This window comes from Fibrobacter succinogenes subsp. succinogenes S85 (assembly GCF_000146505.1).
GTDB lineage: Bacteria > Fibrobacterota > Fibrobacteria > Fibrobacterales > Fibrobacteraceae > Fibrobacter > Fibrobacter succinogenes.
Genome location: NC_017448.1, coordinates 1,952,714 through 1,972,066, shown reverse-complemented (window position 1 = coordinate 1,972,066; position 19,353 = coordinate 1,952,714). Strand labels below are relative to the sequence as shown.

General features: G+C 50.9%; 17 protein-coding genes. 13 read left to right on the top strand and 4 right to left on the bottom strand.

Annotated features, from left to right (window positions below; all coding sequences use genetic code 11):
• Window positions 1-89 precede the first annotated feature (89 nt).
• Window positions 90-563, top strand: a complete 474-nt coding sequence (locus tag FSU_RS08040) for a TraR/DksA family transcriptional regulator (RefSeq protein WP_014545954.1) — start codon at window positions 90-92, stop codon at window positions 561-563.
• Window positions 564-664: 101 nt separating this feature from the next.
• Here the strand turns inward: FSU_RS08040 and FSU_RS08035 are convergent, their stop codons facing one another.
• From FSU_RS08035 to FSU_RS08025, 3 genes are all read right to left on the bottom strand, one after another.
• Window positions 665-1,708 (bottom strand): serine hydrolase domain-containing protein, encoded by a 1,044-nt coding sequence (locus FSU_RS08035; protein ID WP_014545953.1) that lies wholly within the window; start codon window positions 1,706-1,708, stop codon window positions 665-667.
• A gap of 299 nt (window positions 1,709-2,007) precedes the next feature.
• Entirely contained in the window at window positions 2,008-2,322 is a 315-nt protein-coding gene (locus tag FSU_RS08030) for a hypothetical protein (protein WP_014545952.1), read from the bottom strand.
• A gap of 45 nt (window positions 2,323-2,367) precedes the next feature.
• The gene (locus FSU_RS08025) at window positions 2,368-3,267 is read right to left on the bottom strand and encodes a coiled-coil domain-containing protein (protein ID WP_014545951.1); all 900 of its coding nucleotides are present in this window, start codon (window positions 3,265-3,267) and stop codon (window positions 2,368-2,370) included.
• 173 nt (window positions 3,268-3,440) lie between these two features.
• On the opposite strand from FSU_RS08025, the gene uvrC reads away from it, so the two are divergent.
• From uvrC to FSU_RS16310, 7 genes are all read left to right on the top strand, one after another.
• On the top strand, window positions 3,441-5,312 hold the full coding sequence (gene uvrC / locus FSU_RS08020; RefSeq protein WP_014545950.1) for an excinuclease ABC subunit UvrC: 1,872 nt from the start codon (window positions 3,441-3,443) through the stop codon (window positions 5,310-5,312).
• 216 nt (window positions 5,313-5,528) lie between these two features.
• Window positions 5,529-7,346: an ABC transporter substrate-binding protein gene (locus tag FSU_RS08015; protein WP_014545949.1), complete on the top strand. Its 1,818-nt coding sequence runs from the start codon at window positions 5,529-5,531 to the stop codon at window positions 7,344-7,346.
• A gap of 35 nt (window positions 7,347-7,381) precedes the next feature.
• Window positions 7,382-8,779, top strand: coding sequence for an ABC transporter permease (locus tag FSU_RS08010; RefSeq protein ID WP_014545948.1), 1,398 nt, complete (start codon window positions 7,382-7,384; stop codon window positions 8,777-8,779).
• A 2-nt stretch (window positions 8,780-8,781) separates the two neighbouring features.
• On the top strand, window positions 8,782-9,627 hold the full coding sequence (locus tag FSU_RS08005) for an ABC transporter permease (RefSeq protein ID WP_014545947.1): 846 nt from the start codon (window positions 8,782-8,784) through the stop codon (window positions 9,625-9,627).
• A 10-nt stretch (window positions 9,628-9,637) separates the two neighbouring features.
• Complete coding sequence (locus FSU_RS08000; protein ID WP_014545946.1) at window positions 9,638-10,636, top strand: ABC transporter ATP-binding protein; 999 nt, start codon at window positions 9,638-9,640, stop codon at window positions 10,634-10,636.
• Window positions 10,626-11,435, top strand: coding sequence for an ABC transporter ATP-binding protein (locus tag FSU_RS07995; RefSeq protein WP_014545945.1), 810 nt, complete (start codon window positions 10,626-10,628; stop codon window positions 11,433-11,435). Before FSU_RS08000 ends, FSU_RS07995 begins: the two co-directional genes overlap by 11 nt.
• 158 nt (window positions 11,436-11,593) lie before the next feature.
• Complete coding sequence (locus FSU_RS16310) at window positions 11,594-11,758, top strand: hypothetical protein (protein WP_015731954.1); 165 nt, start codon at window positions 11,594-11,596, stop codon at window positions 11,756-11,758.
• A gap of 104 nt (window positions 11,759-11,862) precedes the next feature.
• Here the strand turns inward: FSU_RS16310 and FSU_RS07990 are convergent, their stop codons facing one another.
• Window positions 11,863-14,097, bottom strand: a complete 2,235-nt coding sequence (locus FSU_RS07990) for a cellulase family glycosylhydrolase (protein ID WP_014545944.1) — start codon at window positions 14,095-14,097, stop codon at window positions 11,863-11,865.
• A 484-nt stretch (window positions 14,098-14,581) separates the two neighbouring features.
• On the opposite strand from FSU_RS07990, the gene FSU_RS07985 reads away from it, so the two are divergent.
• The 5 genes from FSU_RS07985 to FSU_RS07970 all read left to right on the top strand — a co-directional run bounded on the left by FSU_RS07985 (window position 14,582) and on the right by FSU_RS07970 (window position 19,343).
• A complete protein-coding gene (locus FSU_RS07985) occupies window positions 14,582-15,511 on the top strand; it encodes a T9SS type A sorting domain-containing protein (RefSeq protein WP_014545943.1) in 930 nt (309 codons plus the stop codon).
• A gap of 174 nt (window positions 15,512-15,685) precedes the next feature.
• Complete coding sequence (locus FSU_RS07980; protein WP_014545942.1) at window positions 15,686-16,447, top strand: hypothetical protein; 762 nt, start codon at window positions 15,686-15,688, stop codon at window positions 16,445-16,447.
• Window positions 16,372-16,689 (top strand): T9SS type A sorting domain-containing protein, encoded by a 318-nt coding sequence (locus FSU_RS16550; RefSeq protein ID WP_244263593.1) that lies wholly within the window; start codon window positions 16,372-16,374, stop codon window positions 16,687-16,689. The genes FSU_RS07980 and FSU_RS16550 overlap by 76 nt, the downstream gene beginning before the upstream one ends.
• 51 nt (window positions 16,690-16,740) lie before the next feature.
• Window positions 16,741-17,709, top strand: a complete 969-nt coding sequence (locus tag FSU_RS07975; protein ID WP_014545941.1) for a T9SS type A sorting domain-containing protein — start codon at window positions 16,741-16,743, stop codon at window positions 17,707-17,709.
• Window positions 17,710-17,894: 185 nt separating this feature from the next.
• Window positions 17,895-19,343 carry a glycosyl hydrolase family 8 gene (locus FSU_RS07970; RefSeq protein ID WP_015731951.1) on the top strand — a complete coding sequence of 483 codons (1,449 nt, stop codon included), beginning with the start codon at window positions 17,895-17,897 and terminating at the stop codon, window positions 19,341-19,343.
• Window positions 19,344-19,353: the final 10 nt, after the last annotated feature.

The window sequence follows — 19,353 nt, the reverse complement described above, 5'->3', positions numbered from 1 at the left end:
AAAATATTATTTTAATTGTTCTTTTTTGTAAAAAAAGATAATTTAAAGCGGTACTTATCACAGTGTAACTCACAAAGAAGGAGTTTAATATGGCTGAGAAGAAACCCGTAAAGATGAGCGATGCTGATCTTAAGTTCTTTGAAGAAATGCTTTTGGAAAAGAGACGCGAGCTTGTGACCGCCCAGAGCGATTCCGAAAAGGCTAACGTGTTCTTGGACCAGAAGAATCAGTCTGGTGACGGCGGCGATTCCGAAGGTGCAGATTCTGCAACGGATATCAACTCGCTCGAAACCAACCTTTCATTGGCAGCTCGCGAAGGCAAGTACCTCGTTTATTTGGAAGAAGCTCTTAAGCGCATCAAAAATGGAACTTTCGGCGTTTGCAAAATCTGTGGACAGCTGATTCCGAAGGCGAGACTTATGGCCGTACCGACTGCTACCAAGTGCGTGAACTGCAAGGAAGAAACCAAGAAAAAGGAAATTCTTGACAACCGCATGGAAATGGCAAAGATGTTCGCTGAAGCCCAGCGCAAGGAAATGCTCCGCAAGGCCGCTGGCCGTTAATAAACTTGTCATTCCCGCCTCCGAGAGGGAATCCCCCTTTGAACGAAAACGACCCGCATCGCGGGCCGTTTTTGCTTTTCCTATTAACTAATCACTAACCACTAATCACTGATTTTTTCAAAGAACGCGTCCGCAAGCGTAGCGCGGAATGCGTGAATCCTGTCGGCGTTCGGTTCGCGATGCGGGTAGGTGAAGTTGCTGAGGAGAATGATGGCGCCTCCCTTGTCTGGGTCGGCAACGATGCTTGCACCCGTAAATCCTGTCTTGCCGAATGCCTGTGGCGAGACCTTTGTACCCATGAACTTGGCTGCGTTCAGCTCCCAGCCGAGGGCGGTTTCTGCTCCGACGTTATCAGCCAGGGCGTTGTGGCTTACGATGTCTAGAATTCCGGCAGGGGCGATTTGCTTGTCTTCGAACTTGCCGTCCATCAGAATCATTTTCACGAACTTCAGAAGGTCGGGGACGCAGCTGAACATGCCTGCACTCCCGACGGGGAATAGCTTTTGCAGAACCCAGGCGCTCTCGTCGTGGACTTCGCCCTGGATTTCGCGATGGCGGAACTCGCAAAGTTCAGTTGCCGCAATTTCTGATTTCGGGACTCGCGTGAGCGGGTTGTAGCCCGAGCGCGTCATGCCGAGCGGCGTAAAGAATCGTTCGTTACCTTGTTCCTGCAAGTTCTTGCCCGTAAGTCTCTGCAACAAAATGCCAAGTAGCACGCTTGCGGGGTTCCCGTAATTAAAGATGGTTCCCGGAGCGGCGGCGAACTGGTACGTGTAAAGGGCGTTGAGGATTCCTTCGGGCGAGAGCGTTCGCAATGTCTTCATCGGTACGCGGTAATCGAGGCTGTGCGTGAGCAGGTGCGAAACGTAAATCTCGTCGCGGTAGTTTGTCTTGAGTTCCGGGATAAAGTCAATGACTTTGGCATCAATGGAGAGCTTGCCTTCAAGAATGTACGAGAGCGCAAGCGTCGAGGTGGGGCAGACCTTCGTGAGCGACGCGATGTCAAAAACTGTATCTTCGGGAGTGTTGAGCGTAACGGTGTGGCTCGTGCCGTCCGGAAGCAAATAGCCAACGACGGCCTTGTCAAAAATATCTTCGGATTCTGCTTTCTCTAAAAGTTCGGATAGTTTTTCGGAGATTTCCATTTTCGCCCCGGCAAATTTTGCCACAATAAAAAAAGGGCATCTCCTACGGTACGAACACTCGAAACTACTATTTTACAATGATAGCAGCGCCTCGGGGATTTGTTTTTCGCGTCGATGCGCGCCTAAACTGAACCACAAGAGCAACGAGCTGATTTATTCCTGTTAGATCGGGTGTAAAATCCGTGGGATGCCCACGTATAATATATGTTTCTTGAGGACCAAAAACAAGGGAAAAACACAAAAAAATCTCGGCAAAAATACCGAGATTTCGTAAGTGTATTAAATGTATCCGGATTGGCTTAAACTTGGTTGTCGGCTTTAGGGAGTCCCTCGTCCAACTGGAGCGAAAGTTCCCTAAGGTCCTTGTCCATCAGGTCGTGGTATGTTTTGGCCTTGCGCAATTGCTTGCGCAGCTCGACAATCTCGGAAGTGAGTTCCACAGCCAGTAGGCACAGCTGCTTCTTCAGTTCCAGTTTAAATTTCGAGGAATTATCGAGACGACTTTCGATGAAATCGACGATTTCCTTCAAGTCCGTATCGGGCAAGTCTGTGCGGATGTGGATGCGTTCTTGAGCGACGTTAATGCTGACTGATCTAAGTGTCTCGTTTGCCATATTATTTCATTCCTACGCCGAATGGATCGTTATCCAACAACCACCTTAGCCGAAAAAACCGGGTTGCGAGCCTCCATTGCTCGCGAACAGGTCAGGGTTTTCTTCTTGAGGTTTGTTTTCTGCCTGCTGTTCAGGGGCTTGTTCTGCTGCCGGCTCGTTGTTGATGTTGATTTCGGTACCGAGTTCGCTTTCAATCGTAGAAAGGAGCTGCTGGAACTTGCTCTGGGCTTCGGAAATTTCGTTGCTCTGGTTCTGGACCTGGTTGTTGAGGTTGTCGATGATGTCGTTCTTTTCGGCGACCTGACCGTTGAGGCAATCAATGATGTTGTTCTTTTCGTCCATCTGACCATTGAGGCTGTCGATGATGCCGTTCTTTTCGTTGATCTGGCCGTTGAGGGAATCGATGATACCGTTCTTTTCGGCGACCTGACCGTTGAGAGAATCGATGATGCCATTCTTTTCGGCGACCTGGCCGTTAAGGGCGTCAATGATACCGTTCTTTTCGTTGATCTGGCCGTTCAAGGAATCGATAATGCCATTCTTCTCGTTGATCTGTTCGTTTCCGGAGTTGATGGCGTTGTCCTTTTCGGCGACCTGGCCGTTGAGGGCGTCGATGATTCCGTTCTTCTCTGCGATTTGAGCGTTGAGGGAATCGATAATGCCGTTCTTTTCGTTAATTTGTGCGTTCAAGTTGTCGATGATGCCATTCTTTTCGTTGATGGCTTCGTCCTGAGCGGCAGCCTGGTTGGCTCTTGCATTGAGGGCGGCTTCGTAGTCGGCGATCTTTGCGTTGGCGGAGTCCAACAGGTTTTTCTGGTCTTCTGCCTGGGCGTCTTTGCCTTCGAGAAGCTGCTTGAGTTTGGCGTTTTCTTCACGCAGGGCGCGTACCGTACCGAGGACGCTTTCAACCTTCTGCGACAACAAGTTCATGTTTTCGAAATTCATTATTTCTCCATATTTGGCGGGGTGCGAAACTTACTACGTAAGATATATAAAATTTTCTTGTAACTAGAGTATGATAAAATGTAAAATGACCTTTGTATTTGCATCTCCTTTTTTACGGGCGGGCGCAAAATAGAAAATCTACTGCGTGCAGAAAAAACTATTTTCTAAAAATCATGATTCCAGTAAGTGAACACATTGAGCGACGACTGGCGGAACTCCCTCTGCTACCTGGGGTGTACATCATGAAGAATGCCCAGGGGAAGATTATATATATAGGGAAGGCGAAGGTCCTGAAGAACCGCGTGTCGAGCTACTTTGACGGCAGCGACCATGCCGGCCACCGTGCGGCGACGCTCATGCTCCCGTATATCCGCGACATCGAGTGGATTATCACGGAGAGCGAAACCGAAGCGCTTATTTTGGAAGCAAACCTCATCCGAAAGCATACGCCTAAGTACAACGTATTGCTCAAGGACGATAAGCATTTTCCGTATTTGGCGTTCTCTGTGAACGAGCCGTTCCCGAGGCTGTTTCTGAGCCGTTCGGTCAAGAAGGATGGCTGCCTGTATTACGGGCCTTATATGAGCTCGCGCATGATCCGCCAGCTGCAAGATATCGCGGCGAGACTGTTCCAGATTCGCGAATGCAAACTGAAGTTGCCACTCAATCGTCCGGTACGTCCTTGCCTCAATTACCATATCGGGCGCTGTGGCGCTCCGTGTGCGGGGCTCGTGACGCGTGAAGAGTACCAGAAAAAGGTTGCGCAGACGCAGATGCTCTTGGGTGGCAAGCGTGATGACCTGATTGATCTTTGGGAACGCGAAATGCTCGAGGCGAGCGAACGCATGGATTTTGAGACGGCGGCGAAAAAGCGCGATGCGATTCAGGCGCTCAAGGCGACGAGTGCGCACCAGAAAACGGATGTGTCCGATGCGAGCCTCTGCGTGGACGTGCTTTCGCTCAAGCGTAACGGCACGATGGCTGCCGCCGTGATTTTTGAGTACCGCAACGGCGTGCTTTGTGGGCGCCGCCACTACCGCCTGGAATGCAAGCTTGAAGATGACGAAACGGAAATTTTCCGCCAGATGGTGGTGCAATGGTACATGGACGTGGAATTTATTCCGGGCGAAATTGCAACGGATGTGCCGCTCCCGACGGACATGTCGGAACGGCTGTCTATTGAACAGGCGCTCGCTTCCAAGACGACGCACAAGGTCGTGCTCACGAATCCGCAGCGCGGCGAAAAGCTCGGGTTCTTGAAACTCGCCTCGGCGAATGCCGACATGATTCTCGTGGAAATGCGCGCCGAAGTGCAGAAGTACAGCGAAATCGACAGCAGCGTTTTTGAACTGCAGAAAGTTCTCGGCTTAAAGAAGACGCCGTTCCGCATCGAGTGCGTGGATATTTCGCATTTGTCCGGTACGAATACGGTTGCAAGCCTTGTGGCGTTCAAGAATGGTCGCCCCGACAAGAGCAATTACCGCAAGTTTATCATCAAGACTGTAACAGGTGTCGATGACTTTGCGAGCATGCGCGAAGTGATGACGCGCCGTATCCGCCGTCTGGAAGAAGAAGGTATCCCGATGCCTGATTTGTGGGTGTGCGATGGCGGTAAAGGTCAAGTCGATGCCACGATGCAGATTTTGAAGGAACTCGGTCACGATAAGGATTTGCCGCTGATCGGGCTTGCAAAACGCCTCGAAGAAATCGTGTTCCCCGATGACCGCAAAAGCATTGTGTTACATCGTACAAGTCCCGCGCTAAAGCTTTTGCAGAACGCCCGCGACGAGGCGCACCGATTTGCTATTACATATCAGCGCAGCAAGCGCAAAAAAGATCTTGAAGTCGAATGGCTCAAGATGCCGGGTGTGGGTCACGAAACCCGCATCAAGATTCTGAGCAAGTACAAGAGCGCCGAGGCGTTTATGGACGCCCCGCTCGAAGACATCATCGATTTGCTTGGAAAAGTCCGCGGCGCAAAACTCCGCGAACAAGTCGCTGAATACTGCGCCGCCGGTGACCCCGCTGAAGAAGAACGCGCCTAAAGCGCATCTCTCGTCTTTCGCTTGTAGGATTAAAAGTCCGTTTTCGCATCTAGTTTGTAAACATTTCTAAATGTAAAAAATCTTAATTCAAATTGAGAAATCATCAAGGGATTTTTACCAAGTTCAAAAATAATTTTGAATTGGAATAATCTATATTAGATTTGAATTTTCAATTAAAAGGGGCCTCCGCAAAGGCCCTATTCTAAGAGGACTCAAATGATTGGATTGAAATCGATTGCTAGAACGGCCTTGGTGCTTTCGGCAACTGGCGCACTTTTTGGGTGCGGTAGCTCATCGCAAGACGAGCTTGCCAGCGGTTCCTTGCCGCGTCAGGAAACGCTCTATTTGTCTGGGCAGCAGAATGATGCTCCTGGTACGTTCAACCCCCTTGCAGAAAGCTGGATGACAACCTGGCCTGTGAGTGGTCGTTTCAACTTGATGTACGAACCGCTTCTCACCTACAACTCTTTGACGGGTGAAATTGAATCCCTCCTCGGCTCGCTCGTGAGCAAGAACAACGACTCTATCGTCGTCGACTTGAACCCGGCCGCAAAGTGGAGCGATGGTGAAAAGGTTACTTCTCGTGACGTGAAGTTCATCTACACGATGGGTTCCATCAACACTAGCGAACAGATTTCCGCAATCCACGTTGATACCGTTAAATCCGAACCGGCAGGTGAGGTGGAACGAGTTGCTTTCCTTATCAACAAGAAGCAGCGTAACAACCCGCTTTCTGTGATGGACTTGTTGCAGGCCATCCGTATTGTCCCGGCTCACGTGTTTGAACCGCTCATCGAAAAGCTTGGCTCCAAGGACGAAGTGAAGAAACTCCCGATGGACCAGAATCCGGTTGTTTCCGGCCCGTACGCTCTCCGCAGTGCCGACCCGAACAAGATTATTCTTGAACGCCGTGACGACTACTGGGGCAATGCCGCTCTCCACAATGGTCAGCTCCCTGCTCCGAAGTATATCGTTCATCCGATTTACAAGAACAACGAACACAACACCATCGCTATGCGTAGCGGCAACCTCGACGCATCCCAGAGCTACATCCCGCGTATCAACCGCAAGGCTGGCGCTGGCGTACATACATGGCTCAATGAACCGCCGTATTTCTTGCCGGGTGCAATGCCGATGCTCATCATCAACACGATGAAGGAACCGCTTAACGACAAGCGCTTCCGCCGTGCTCTTGCAACTGCTATTGACTACATGGCTCTCCGCAAGTTCGCTGTGTCCGACTACACGGACCAGATCAAGCCGGGCCTCATCATGCCGACTAACCTCGAAGGCAAGTACATCAGCGACGAAGACCTCGCTAAGTATGGTGTCAAGCTCACCATCACGGACGAAAAGGAACGCGTCGAAACGGTGAAGCAGATGCTTTCTGAAGCTGGCTACAAGTCTGTCTGGAATGACGACGGTACGCTCGACCACATGGAAAACGCCAAGGGCGAAAAGATTCCGACGATGTACATCACGAGCCCGAACGGCTGGATCGACTGGGAAGCTATGGTGACCATCGCTGTCGAAGGTATGCGCAAGGCTGGTATCGATATTCGTGAAGGCTTCGTGGATGGCGGTTCTTACTGGCCGGCCATGGGTCTCGGTAACTTCGACCTCATCATGCACAAGCCTGTTGCTGACGTGACTCCGTCTCTCCCGTGGAGCCGCTTCAACGAAATCATGGCAAGCCGCGACTGGCAGCCGCTTGGTTCTTGGGCAGGTGTGAACATCGGCCGCTACAACCAGCCGGGTACCGAAGGTTTCCGTCCGGAAGTCGACAAGCTTCTCTCTGCAATTCCGCTCATGAAGAATGCTGATTCCATCGCAACCGCTTACCGCGAACTCAACAAGATCTTCATGGAAGACCAGCCGTCCATTCCGCTGGTTTACTTGCCGGAACAGTTCTACGAATTCAGCGACCGCGTCTGGACGAACTGGCCGACCGAAAAGAACCCGTACGCTCCTGCTCAGCTTCCGTGGGTGGCCTCGGGTACCAAGACCCTTTGGAATTTGAAGCTTGCTAAATAAAGGATAAAGGACTACCAATGCTTAAACAATATCCTATGCTACGTTATGTCCTGCAGAAGGCGTTCTGGTACTTGTTGACCTTCGTCTGTGCAGTGGCACTCAACTTCGCGTTGCCGCGTCTCGGCGACAACAACCCGGTTGACATCATCATGGGTCAAGCCGGTAAGGGCCTTTCTCCGACTGAAGCTCAGAAGAAAAAGGCTGAACTCCTCGTCTCTTTCGGCATGGCTGAATTGGACAAAAATGGTAACGTTATCTATGAACCGGAAACTGACGCCAACGGCAACGTTGTCATGCAGAAGGTTCCGCAGCTTGACGAAAACGGCCAGCCGGTCGTGAACGTCGTGAAGGTTGTTGACGAAGCCGGCAATCCGGTGATGGTCGAACGCCAGAAGCTCGATGAAGCTGGCAACCCGGTCTTTGTTGAAAAGGCTCCTGCCGATCACAAGGGCAAGAAGGGCAAGAAAGCTAAGAAGGCTAAGAAGGTCAAGGCCAAGAAGGGCAAGGCTGCTAAGGCTGTCGCTGCAGCTGCTGTCGAAAAGATTCCGGTCATGGAAAAGGTTCAGGCCGAACGCATCGATACCGTCATGGTTGATCAGCCGGTCTTGAAGACCGATCCGAAGCTTGCTTCTGCAGTTTCTCAGTTCTTCCGCTATGTGGGCAACGTGTTCCACGGCGACCTCGGTCTCTCTTACCAGAACAACGAACCGGTGACGAACGTTATCAAGAAGTCCCTCCCGTGGACGCTCGCTATCCAGGCTCCGACGATTCTTCTCGGCTGGATCGTGGGAAACCTTCTCGGTGCCTTCGCTGCTTACAAGCGCGGCATTTTCGACAAGGTATTCTTCCCGTGCGCCATGTTCCTCAACGGTGTGCCGTTCTTCGTGTTCGGTATGCTCCTCGTGGCATTCTTCTCCATCACGCTTGGCTGGTTCCCGGCTATGGGCGCTTACAGCCCGGACATTCCGGAACTCACGTTCAGCTGGTCCTGCTTCAAGAGCGTCAGCTGGTACTACGTGCTCCCGTTCTTCTCTGTGTTCCCGATTCTTCTTTCTGGTCAGGCAACGGGTATGCGTTCCATGTCCATTTACGAACTCGGTACAGACTACATGAAGTATGCTAAGTGGCTCGGCCTCCGCGAAGGCAAGATTATTAGCTATGTGTTCCGCAACGCTATGCTCCCGCAGCTCACTGGTCTTGCCCAGAGCCTCGGTGCCATGGTGGGTGGCGCTCTCATTACCGAAATGATCTTCTCTTATCCGGGTCTCGGTATGGCAATGCTCAATGCCATTCAGAAGAACGACTACGCAACGATCCAGGGTTGCACCTTGATGATTTCTACCTGCGTTCTCGTTGCAAACTTTGCAGTTGACGTTTTGATCGCTGTCTTTGACCCGCGTGTCAAGGCCGGTCTCCAGATGGGAGGTAAGTAATCATGGGTAAGCTTTTAAGAAACCTTCTCAAGTCCCCGATGTTCGTGATTGGCGTGTCCATCTTTGTGCTCACGCTCCTCATCGCCATCTTTGGACCTCTTTTCTACAACGTAGATACTCACGCTCGTGACATCGTCGCTGGCCCGTATGCAGGTTCTAGCTCTGCTCACTGGCTCGGCACGGACCACCTCGGCCGTGACTACGTGTCCCTCTTGATCGCCGGTCTCCGCAGCTCCCTCTATGTGGGCTTCGTTGCAGGTATCATTGCTACGACTATCGGTGTGCTTATCGGCTTGTTCGGCGGTTTCCGCGGTGGCTGGGTTGATGAAGTATTGAACATGCTCACCAACATCTTCATCGTTATCCCGCAGTTCGTGATTCTCGTTCTTATCAGCTCCGCTGTTAAGGATGGCCGTTCCCTCACCTTGATTGGTCTCATCATCGGTCTTACCGCTTGGAGCTGGTCTGCCCGTGCCGTTCGTGCTCAGGCTTCTTCTCTCCGTAGCCGCGACCACATTGCCCTTGCCCGCCTCAACGGTGCATCGACTCTCACGATTGTGATCAAGCATGTGCTTCCGTACTTGCTCTCGTACGTGTTCATGGTGTTCATCATGCAGGTGTCTTCCGGTATTCTTTCCGAAGCATCCATCTCCATGATCGGTCTTGGCCCTGTCGATTCCACTAGCTTCGGCATCATCTTGAACCAGGCTAAGGATAACGGTGCTCTCTCCGACTCCATCTGGATTGCATTCATCCCGGCAACGATCGTCGTTACCCTCACGGTGTTTGCTCTGTACTTGATTAACACTTCTATGGAAGGCGTCTTCAACCCGCGTCTGCGCAAGTAAGAGGTAAAAAATGTCTGAAAATGTTTTTGAAGTTGACCACTTGGGTCTTTATTACCTCGGCCGTTTTGGAGACAAGACTCACGCTGTTACAGACGTGTCCTTCTCCATGAAGCAGGGGGAAATTCTCGGTATCGCCGGTGAATCTGGTTGCGGTAAGTCTACGCTCGTTTCTGGTCTCATGGGCATGTGCATCCCGCCGCTTTACCCGGAAACGGGTGACGTTCGCGTCAAGAACGGCGACAAGATGGAATCCCTCATGAACCGCAGCATCGAAGATGTTCGCGCGAATGTCCTCGCTCAGCAGGTCTCCATGATTCCGCAGGGCGCATTCAACGCATTGAACCCGGTTCGCAAGATCAAGGATATCGCCGCCGACGTGCTCAAGGCTCACTTGAAGCCGGGTGAGAAGCTTGATGCTAAGCAGATCTACGATCGTGTCTATGCTCACTTCGACCGTATCGGTATGGATACCAAGCGCGTGCTCAATTCCTTCCCGATCAACCTTACTGCAGGTGAACGCCAGCGTTGCGTGATTGCAATCTCTACGATTCTTCTCCCGAAGATGGTGATTGCTGACGAACCGACTTCTGCTTTGGACGTTTCCACGCAGAAGGAAGTGATCAAGATGATCTTCGACTTGCTCGACAAGGGCATCTTCCAATCGATGATCTTCATTACCCACGAACTTCCGCTCCTCTACCACGTGGCAGACAACATCGCCATTATGTATGCAGGCGAAATCGTGGAAAAGGGTACTGCAGAACAGGTCGTCAAGGACCCGCGTCATCCGTATACGCAGGCTTTGATGGGCGCTATGCTCAGTACCGAGGCAAGCCAGCGTGGCCGTCATCCGGTGGCTATCGAAGGTGCTCCTCCTAGCCTCAAGAACAAGATTGTGGGCTGCCGCTTCGCTCCGCGTTGCAGCAAGGCATGCCCGGACTGCAAGAAGAATACCCAGAATCTCCGCATTGTCGGCGATCGTGACGTGAGGTGCGATTATGCAAAGTGATAAGCCCATTGTTTTTTCTGCCAAGCGCATCAGCAAGGATTTCGGTGCCGGCAAGAGCTTGAAGACTGCTGTTAAGGATGTTTCCTTTGACATCTATGACGAAGAATTCATCTCCATCGTGGGTGGTTCTGGTTGCGGTAAGTCCGTGCTTGCTAAGATCATGCTCGGCCTTTACCAGCCGACTCGCGGTCAGTTCCTCTATCGCGACAAGCCGATCAAGAACCTGAAGGACCACTGGAACGAAGTCCAGTCCGTTTTCCAGGACCCGTTTGGCTGCTTTAACCAGTTCTTCACAATCCGTAGCCAGCTCGAAGACGCTCTCAACATCCTCAAGGACAAGCCGTCCAAGGAAGAAGTACGTCGCCGCGTTGACGAAGGTCTCAAGGCCGTTAACGTCGCTCCGGCAGATATCGAAGGTAAGTATCCGTTCGAACTCTCTGGTGGTCAGATGCAGCGTATGCTTCTCGCCCGTATCTTCGCGCTCCGTCCGAAGGTCCTCATTGCTGACGAAGCAACCTCCATGGTGGACGCCTGCGTTCGTGCAAACATCCTCGATTACCTCCGCAAGTTGAAAGACGAGCTGAAGATGACCGTGGTGTTCGTGACCCACGATATCGGTCTTGCAAACTACGTTTCTGACCGTATCTTCATCATGCACGACGGTAAGATCGTGAACCAGGGTACTCCTGCTGAAGTGCTCGACAACACGAACGAACCGCATACGCTCCGCTTGCTTGATGACATTCCGGAAGTCCACAAGACTGAATGGATCAAGAACAGCCATCGTTCTAAGAAGTAATGCAAATGTCACCCCGGACGCCGTTCCGGGGGCGCCTTTTGTGCAATTCGAAAAGCCGCAACAACCGCTGCGGTTTTTCTTTTTGTATGGAATGGAAAAATAAAAGCCAGCGTTTTTAATAAATTAGAATATCTTGAAGAAGTCAGACGTCACGGACTATGCCCACAAGCATCGCAATTTCGAACTCGCTGTACAACCCGTTTGAACTTGTTGAATTCGTAGCACCTTCGTCTAGTCCGCTTACGATTAAGATCAAACGCTACTACAATTTCTCGACAACGGAAAAGGTCGTTCTCGGTTACGCATTCGTCTTTAAGGACTAATTTCAGCGGAAATTCTTTTCAAAAATTTCGCATGAAAAAAAAACTCCAGCCAGTGGCTGGAGTTTTTCACATTTGTTTTGCGGGCGGAGCCCGCCATTATTTAATTACTTGTTCACCCAGCGGATGGAGGCCTTCTGGCTGCCCTGGCGGACAACGAGCGTGTAGGAGCCGTTCGGGAGACCCTTGAGGTCGATAGCGTGGCTGCCCTTGCCGTAGACTTCGGACATCTGCTTCACGCTTGCGCCGAGAGCGTCATAGATGTCAACTTTCACGAGGCCAGTGTTCTTGGTCGTGAACTGGAGCATCGAACCGTCCATGCGGGCGTTGAAGCTGTTTACAATCTTGTTAGCCGGCTTGATGGCGTCGATCGGGTTGGTGTATGCAATCCATTCGGCCAAGTTGACTGCCGTGCCTGCGTCGCCAACGATAACCGTTACAGTTCTTTCGAATTCTTCGTAGTCGGCAGTTTCTGCAATGTGGGCCGTAATAGCGAAGATTGCGTTCTGGGCGCCACCGACGAAGGCGTTGCCGACCTTGGTCAAGTAAGGCGTGGTGGGCTGGCCGTTGAACGTGTAGGTAACGGCGTTGCCGAGCAATGCATCCGGGAATCCTTCTGTAGTGGTTCCGCCAAGAGCGATGGTCTGATCCTTGAACTTGTTGTTCATGTTGTAGGAACCCTTCTTGTAAGTGATTTCGAAGGTGTCCTGCATGGCGCGGAAGCCTGTAATTGCCGGTGCAGATGCAACGACCTTGGCTGTGCCGTACTTGTGGAAGTGCAACATCCAAACTTGCTGATTCTTCTGAGAGTTGGAGCAGTTGGCGTTAGTGCACTTGTTCTTGCTTACAGAAACGGTTGTCGGGTCAAGAGAAGTGAGGGTGAACTTGGAGCCTTCATTGGTCTTGTCGTCCATGGTGAGGAGGTAGTCCTTGGTACCGTCACCGTCAAAGTCGCGAGACATGCCGTTCTTGGAGGCGGCCGTGCAGCTACCGGAGAAATTGCAAGTGATATCAGAGAGGTTCGTGATGGTCTGGCCTGCAACTTGCTTGACCGTCACGATAGACTGAGAACCGTCATTACCAGTGAGGATGGCGAAACCATAGTCGCCCACGACGATGTCGCTGCCAGAAGCGGAAGCAACCTTTTCGTTGCTGGAGGTGTAAGTACAACCGGACTTGAGGACTCCAGAAATCTTGCCGTCAGTCTGCTTGGCTGTTGTAGCCTTGAAGGAGCAGCTGCCGCTCTTGCCCTTGACGAGGGAGTCTGCCCAGGAACGTGCGTTCTTGGTGAGGTAGCTCTTGATGATATTACCCGAGGAGGTGAAAGTTGCTGCATCGAGGGCTGCGGCCGTGATGAGGGACTTGTCGCCAGCGAAGATGGCGGACTTTTCACTCTTCTGGTCCACATCGGAAGTCTGCTGACGCAAGCTCCAGTTGCAGTTCGGAATCATGTTCTGGTCCATGAACTGAGTCCATTCGTTTGTTGCGCTGGAGTTCGGTTCGCCGTCACCGTCAGCGTTGGTGGTACCCCATTCAGAGATGAACACCGGATAACCGGCGCTGAGTGCGCTAGAGACGTAACCGCCGAAGCTACCCTTGGAGTGGCTGGAGGCGTAGAAGTGCAAAACGTAAGCAATGTTCGTGGATTGGATCGGGTCTCTTGCGCCCTGTTCCGGATGCTGGGACCAGTTCGGCGTACCGACGATGATCAAGTTTTGCGTGTTGGTACGGATAGCCGGCACGACGGAGTTGGCGTAGTTCTTGATGGCACCCCAGTCGCCACCGCTACCGCTGACCGGTTCGTTGTAGATTTCGTAGATGATGTTCGGGACATCTTTGTATTTCTGGGAAATCTTGGCGAAGAAGTCCTTGGCGAGGTTTGTTTCGAGGTGAGCTCTGTGGCTATGCCAGTCGATGACGATATAGACGTCGTTTTCGATAGCAGCCTGGACCATTCTGTCGATGGTGGAGAGCTGGCCTTCCGGGGACTTCGTATAAGAAACCTGATCGTCCAGCTTGTTCTTGGTGCCGCCATTGGAGTCGTAGTATTCAATACCCATGGCATAGCGGAACACGTCAATTTTGAGATTGTCTACAACCCATGAAATGACGGTTGGGTTATAGTAAGAAAGACCCGTTGCGTCGGACCAGAAAAGGCTCACACCGCGGAGCATGACCTGCTGGTTGTTCTTGGCGCCAATGATCTTACTGCCGCTTGTATGGAGAGCGCCATAATAAGAGACCGGCCCAACTTTCTTGGGGGTTGCTGTCGATGCATCGGCTGCAAAGGCGGATATTGCCGCGCCTGCCAAGATGCTTGTCAGAAGCTTTGTCAATTTCATGAGTGTTTTCCTTTTGTTTTGACAAAAATTATCTAATTAAATCGAAGATAGTAAACAATTTAGGCTAATTTTTTGTTTACTATTGAACACAAGGCTGTTGGCTTTGTGCCTGTTGTACACCTTTACCCCGTTTTTTGCCACCCTTGCAACGTGGGATCCCGCTTTGCGCAAGGCCCTGTCGGGATGGCAAGTATATTTATATATAATGTAGCTTTCTGCTCGCAGGAGTCAAGGATTTCTATCGTAATAAAAAAATTGCGTTCCTCTTTCATGTGACGGACAACACAGAAGTATTTTGTAAACAAATTTGTATGTACTTTGAACGTCGCCAAAGTGGTATATTATCAAGGAAAGGGCGGTTTGCAAACAGTTATGTAAATTTTTTTTTCAAACGGCTGTAGGTATGGCATTTTGGAAGAAAAAAAAATATATTGTTGTCCAAATCACCCAATTTGGGTAAACAGTTAAAAAAAGAGAGAGAATTATGAATAAGAAACTCACAATTGCTTCGGCAATTCTCGCTGCCTCTGCTGCTTTTGCATTTGACACCTGGCTGGGCGATGCTCCGCAGGTTGAAACTGGCATTGGTAACGACACGAACACCTACGGTTACTGGTTCAGCTACGGCGACGACGGTGACGGTGGTGAATCCAAGGTTGTTTGGCCGGTCGAACTCGGTAACGAATACTCTGCTACCGCTATGGACCCGGTTGTTGAACACTGCGGCGGTATCTGCGGTACTGCAGCTCTCGCTAAGGGTTCCTTGACTTATAACCCGTTCGTCGGTATCGGCTTCAACGTCGTCGGCGAAGGCGCTTCTGGTGATCCGGTGCCGGGTGACGCTTCTGCTTGGGGTGGCCTCTGCATTACTTATACTTCCGCTGCTGCTCCGACTCTTGAACTCGGTCTCGGCGACGTTGACGCAACCATCGGTTACGCAAACCCGGCTGCTTCCCTCGCTAAGGCTGCTTCTGCTGCTGCAACGAAGTCTATTCCGTGGTCTGGCTTTACTCAGCCGTCTTGGTACAAGGGTGCCACAAAGATGAGCGGTACTGACGCTGCTGCACAGCTCGTTGCTGTTAAGTTCAAGATCCAGGCTGCTGCTGGTAACTATGACTTCAACATCTGCGCTATCGGTCCGTACGCTGGTGGCACCTGCCCGACTTCTTGTAATGCTTCCATCAAGGCTGTTCGCGGTGCTTCCTCTGCTAAGGCTATCCTCACTGGCCGTACCCTCAGCTTCTCTGGTGTGAAGTCTGCTGCTAACGCAGAAATCATGAACCTCCAGGGTCAGGTTGTCGCCAAGGGTGACGCTTCCTCTGCTATGAACCTCGCTTCTCTCGATGCAGGTGTCTACATGGTTCGCGTTGCTGGCAAGTCCGTCAACTTCACCAACAAGATTGTTCTGAAGTAATTTCGGATTCCTAAGAATCTTTAGAGAAGGGTCGCGCAAGCGGCCCTTTTCTGTATTTTAAGCACTGCTATTTTCGCCCTTGTCATCCTGGAGCCGAAGGTGATAGGATCCATATTTTCTTATTCTTTTGTTTGATAAAATGTTATATTCAATAGAGTAAGGAGAGAGTGTTCTATGAATAAGAGTTTTGTGGCTGCTACGGCGCTTTTGTCGGTCTCTGCCGCGTTTGCAGGTGAGTTTAAAACCTGGTATGGCGATGATTATCAGATTCAGACTGGCCTTGAAAACGAAACCAAAACTCAAGGGTACTGGTTCAGTTACGATGATCATGAGGATGGGGGAGAATCTAAGATTATATGGCCGGGGTCGATCGAAATAGGTAATAGTCAATTTGCTGATGCCTTGGACCCCGTTATTGAACACTGTGGCGGTATCTGTGGTACGGCAGCTCTTTCTAAAGGCGCTTTGACCTATAATCCGTTCGCCGGTATCGGCTTCAACGTGGCTGGTGAAGACGCTTCTGGTAATCCAGTTGCTGGTGATGCTTCTGCTTGGGGCGGCATCTGTATCACTTATTCTGCTTCGGCGGCTCCGTCTCTTGAACTCGGCCTTGGCGACTTTGACGCCACAATCGGTTATGCAAATCCGTCGTTTTCTCTTCCGAGGGCTGCTGTTGGAGTTGCTCATAAGGTTATTCCTTGGTCTGGCTTTACGCAGCCGTCTTGGTACAAGGGGACTACTAAAATTTCAGGTGAAGAAGCCGCTAAACAGCTTGTTTCGGTGAAATTCAAGATGCAGGCTCAGCCGGGGATGTATGACTTCACATTTGCGCTATCGGCCCGTACGATGGAACTTGCCCGATGTGTTGTGGTGGTGCGTGTCCTCCTGGTTACAATGTTGCTTTTGGATATGATAATCCTGATAAATATTATTTAGCGATTAATTCATCTCGTGGTCCATCCAATGCCAAGGCGATACTTTGGGGGCGTAATCTCGGTATTTTTGGCGTAAATTCTGCTGCCACAGTCGAGGTCAAGAACATCCAGGGGCAGGTGGTCGCCAAGGGTTCCATTGACAATGGCTCTACGCTTGACCTTTCTTCTCTCAATGTGGGCGTGTACATGGTCCATGTGATCGGCAAGTCTGTCAACTTCGTAGACAAAATCGTGCTGAGGTAATGTCAAAAAATCTATATTAGTTTGTGAGTGCTTGTGACTAGGAGGATTGTTATGAACAAGAAGATTTTTGCTGCTTCGGCGTTGCTCGTTGTTTCTGCCGTATTCGCAGGTGAGTTTGAAACGTGGTATGGTGGGTACGGGGAATCTCAGGTTCAAACGGGCCTTGGTAATGAAAGCAATACTCATGGGTATTGGTACAGTTATAATGACAATGACGATGGTGGTACTTCGAAGGTTGTATGGCCGGTTGAGTCTGACTCCTATAATGCTTATGACGGTTCGATGGATCCTGTTATTGAACACTGCGGTGGTATCTGTGGTTCTGCGGTCCTCGATAAAGGCATTTTGACCTATAATCCTTTTGTCGGTATTGGTTTCAACGTCGTTGGTGAAGACGCTTCTGGTAATCCGGTTCCAGGTGATGCTTCTGCTTGGGGCGGCCTCTGCATTACTTATACTTCTTCAGTTGCTCCGTCTCTCGAACTCGGTCTCGGCGAGTTTGACGCTACAATTGGTTACGCAAATCCGGCTGCTCCTCTTTCGAAGGCGGCCGCTGCTGCTGCATCCAAGGCTATTCCTTGGTCTGGCTTTTCGCAGCCGTCCTGGTACAAGGGAACTACGAAAATTTCAGGTGAGGAGGCTGCAAAACAGCTTGTTTCGGTGAAATTCAAGATGCAGGCTCAGCCGGGGACGTATGACTTTAACATCTGCGGTATCGGTCCGTACGATGGATCTTGCCCGAAAAGCTGTGGCTGTTGTGGTCCTATTTTTCCTGATGCGATTAATTCCGTTCGAGGACCATCCAATGCCAAGGCGACCCTCTTGGGGCGTAATCTTGGGATTTCCGGCGTAAATTCAGCCGCTTCGGTCGAGGTTAGGAACATCCGTGGGCAGGTTGTAGTCAAGGCTTCCATTGACAATGGTTCTACGCTAGATCTTTCTTCTCTCAATGTGGGTGTGTACATGGTCCAGGTGACCGGCAAGTCTGTCAACTTCGTAGATAAAATCGTGCTGAAGTGATTTAAAATTCAAAAAATCTTTTAATAAGGGTCGCACAAGCGGCCTTTTTCTGCATGTTGAAGCTCGTGTTTGTGCTCACAAGTAAACTTGATTTTTGCTTGCAGCCTTTCCTTAAAAGCTATATTTATATATATTACTTTGGCATTTACCAGCCCCGCTTTGGGGATATTTAATGAGAGGCTTTTATGGTTTGCAAAAAAATCCTGTTGCCTGTTTTGGTGGGCTCAGCATTTTTCTTTGGCGCCTGCGGTGACGATGCCGCACCGAGCGCTCCGAATAATCCGACCCCGAGCTCTGCGGTTATCTTCCCGACGTTGAGCTCCTCTTCTGTTTATACTCCGCTCCCGACGAGCTCTACTCCGGCTCCGACTTCTTCTGCACCGGCTCCGGCAAGTTCTGCAACGCCGACTCCGACCCCGACTGGAACTTATGCTCCGCTCGCCACGACTGCAAATCCTGCTTATGCCGTGAACCATTATGCATTGTGGAAGAGCTTCCACTTCACGACCGAAGAACAGGAAATGATCACGTATCCGACCCTCGCAACGGAATTCAACGTTGTGTTCCCGGCTGTGTATATGCCGGCGGGCCGTGTCGTTTGGTCTAGCCAGACGGGTTATTACAAGAGCTACTGCTCTGATAACACCACTACGGTCCCGAACATGAAGACCCGTGCTTGCACGGTGTCGGAAGGTATCGGTTACGGTATGCTTTTGGCTTACTTCAATGGTGATGATGACACGTTCCTCCGCTTGTGGAATTACAGCAGAGCTTTTAGGGAATATTCCAACAGAAAGCTTATGCCGTGGATCACCCAGTCGTTCCACTGGACCGAAGTCGATAACTCCAGTGCTACAGACGCCGATGAAGATATCGCGACGGCTTTGATCCTTATGTATTTCAAGTCGGGTAACGCCTTGTACTTGCAAGACGCTATGAGCTTGATCAATGCCATTTGGGATGCCGAAGTGAACCCGACTAACTTGCTCATCTACTCTGGTGACGAAGATATGTGGAAGGGCGCAAATCCGGTTTACAACCTGAGCTACTTCTCTCCGGTGGCACTCCGTCTCTTTGCAATCGTGGACGTTGCTCATAACTGGACGGGTGTCTTGAATGCAATGTATGCTTACATGCAGCAGGTCCAGAATGCTGGTACGGGCGTGTTCCCGGACTGGAGCGATGGCGCTGGCAATGCAATCAAGCCTGCTAACGGTTCTGCAAACACGACCTACTGGCAGTTCAACAAGGAATCTGTGCGTATTCCGTGGCGTATCGCTTGGGACTACTACTGGTACCAGGATGCTCGCGCTCTCGCAGTACTCTCCACTTTGAATTCCTTCATTTCGAAGAAGGCTAGCGGTGACCCGAATAACATGGCTCTTGCCGTCAACTACTCTTGGAATTTGGCTGTCGGTGCTGACTACACGAGCAATACGGTTGTTCCGTCGCAGTGGTACGGTGCTTGGTGCGCTACGGGTATTGCAGGCAATGCAACATGGCTTTCTACCTGCACGACGGGCTTGAACGCAAAGGTGCCTTCGCTTACGACGCAGAGCTACTTCTCGGATATCTTGCTCACGATGTATTCCGCCTTGCTGAACGGTCTGTTCGTTCGCCCGGCTGGAGTCTAGTAGTGAATGA

Excerpts from the sequence above, each read along its gene's own strand:
- FSU_RS08040 (WP_014545954.1), top strand. The coding sequence starts at position 90 with ATGGCTGAGAAGAAACCCGTAAAGATGAGCGATGCTGATCTTAAGTTC.
- FSU_RS08035 (WP_014545953.1), bottom strand. The coding sequence starts at position 1,708 with ATGGAAATCTCCGAAAAACTATCCGAACTTTTAGAGAAAGCAGAATCC.
- FSU_RS08030 (WP_014545952.1), bottom strand. The coding sequence starts at position 2,322 with ATGGCAAACGAGACACTTAGATCAGTCAGCATTAACGTCGCTCAAGAA.
- FSU_RS08025 (WP_014545951.1), bottom strand. The coding sequence starts at position 3,267 with ATGAATTTCGAAAACATGAACTTGTTGTCGCAGAAGGTTGAAAGCGTC.
- uvrC (WP_014545950.1), top strand. The coding sequence starts at position 3,441 with ATGATTCCAGTAAGTGAACACATTGAGCGACGACTGGCGGAACTCCCT.
- FSU_RS08015 (WP_014545949.1), top strand. The coding sequence starts at position 5,529 with ATGATTGGATTGAAATCGATTGCTAGAACGGCCTTGGTGCTTTCGGCA.
- FSU_RS08010 (WP_014545948.1), top strand. The coding sequence starts at position 7,382 with ATGCTACGTTATGTCCTGCAGAAGGCGTTCTGGTACTTGTTGACCTTC.
- FSU_RS08005 (WP_014545947.1), top strand. The coding sequence starts at position 8,782 with ATGGGTAAGCTTTTAAGAAACCTTCTCAAGTCCCCGATGTTCGTGATT.
- FSU_RS08000 (WP_014545946.1), top strand. The coding sequence starts at position 9,638 with ATGTCTGAAAATGTTTTTGAAGTTGACCACTTGGGTCTTTATTACCTC.
- FSU_RS07995 (WP_014545945.1), top strand. The coding sequence starts at position 10,626 with ATGCAAAGTGATAAGCCCATTGTTTTTTCTGCCAAGCGCATCAGCAAG.
- FSU_RS16310 (WP_015731954.1), top strand. The coding sequence starts at position 11,594 with ATGCCCACAAGCATCGCAATTTCGAACTCGCTGTACAACCCGTTTGAA.
- FSU_RS07990 (WP_014545944.1), bottom strand. The coding sequence starts at position 14,097 with ATGAAATTGACAAAGCTTCTGACAAGCATCTTGGCAGGCGCGGCAATA.
- FSU_RS07985 (WP_014545943.1), top strand. The coding sequence starts at position 14,582 with ATGAATAAGAAACTCACAATTGCTTCGGCAATTCTCGCTGCCTCTGCT.
- FSU_RS07980 (WP_014545942.1), top strand. The coding sequence starts at position 15,686 with ATGAATAAGAGTTTTGTGGCTGCTACGGCGCTTTTGTCGGTCTCTGCC.
- FSU_RS16550 (WP_244263593.1), top strand. The coding sequence starts at position 16,372 with ATGTGTTGTGGTGGTGCGTGTCCTCCTGGTTACAATGTTGCTTTTGGA.
- FSU_RS07975 (WP_014545941.1), top strand. The coding sequence starts at position 16,741 with ATGAACAAGAAGATTTTTGCTGCTTCGGCGTTGCTCGTTGTTTCTGCC.
- FSU_RS07970 (WP_015731951.1), top strand. The coding sequence starts at position 17,895 with ATGGTTTGCAAAAAAATCCTGTTGCCTGTTTTGGTGGGCTCAGCATTT.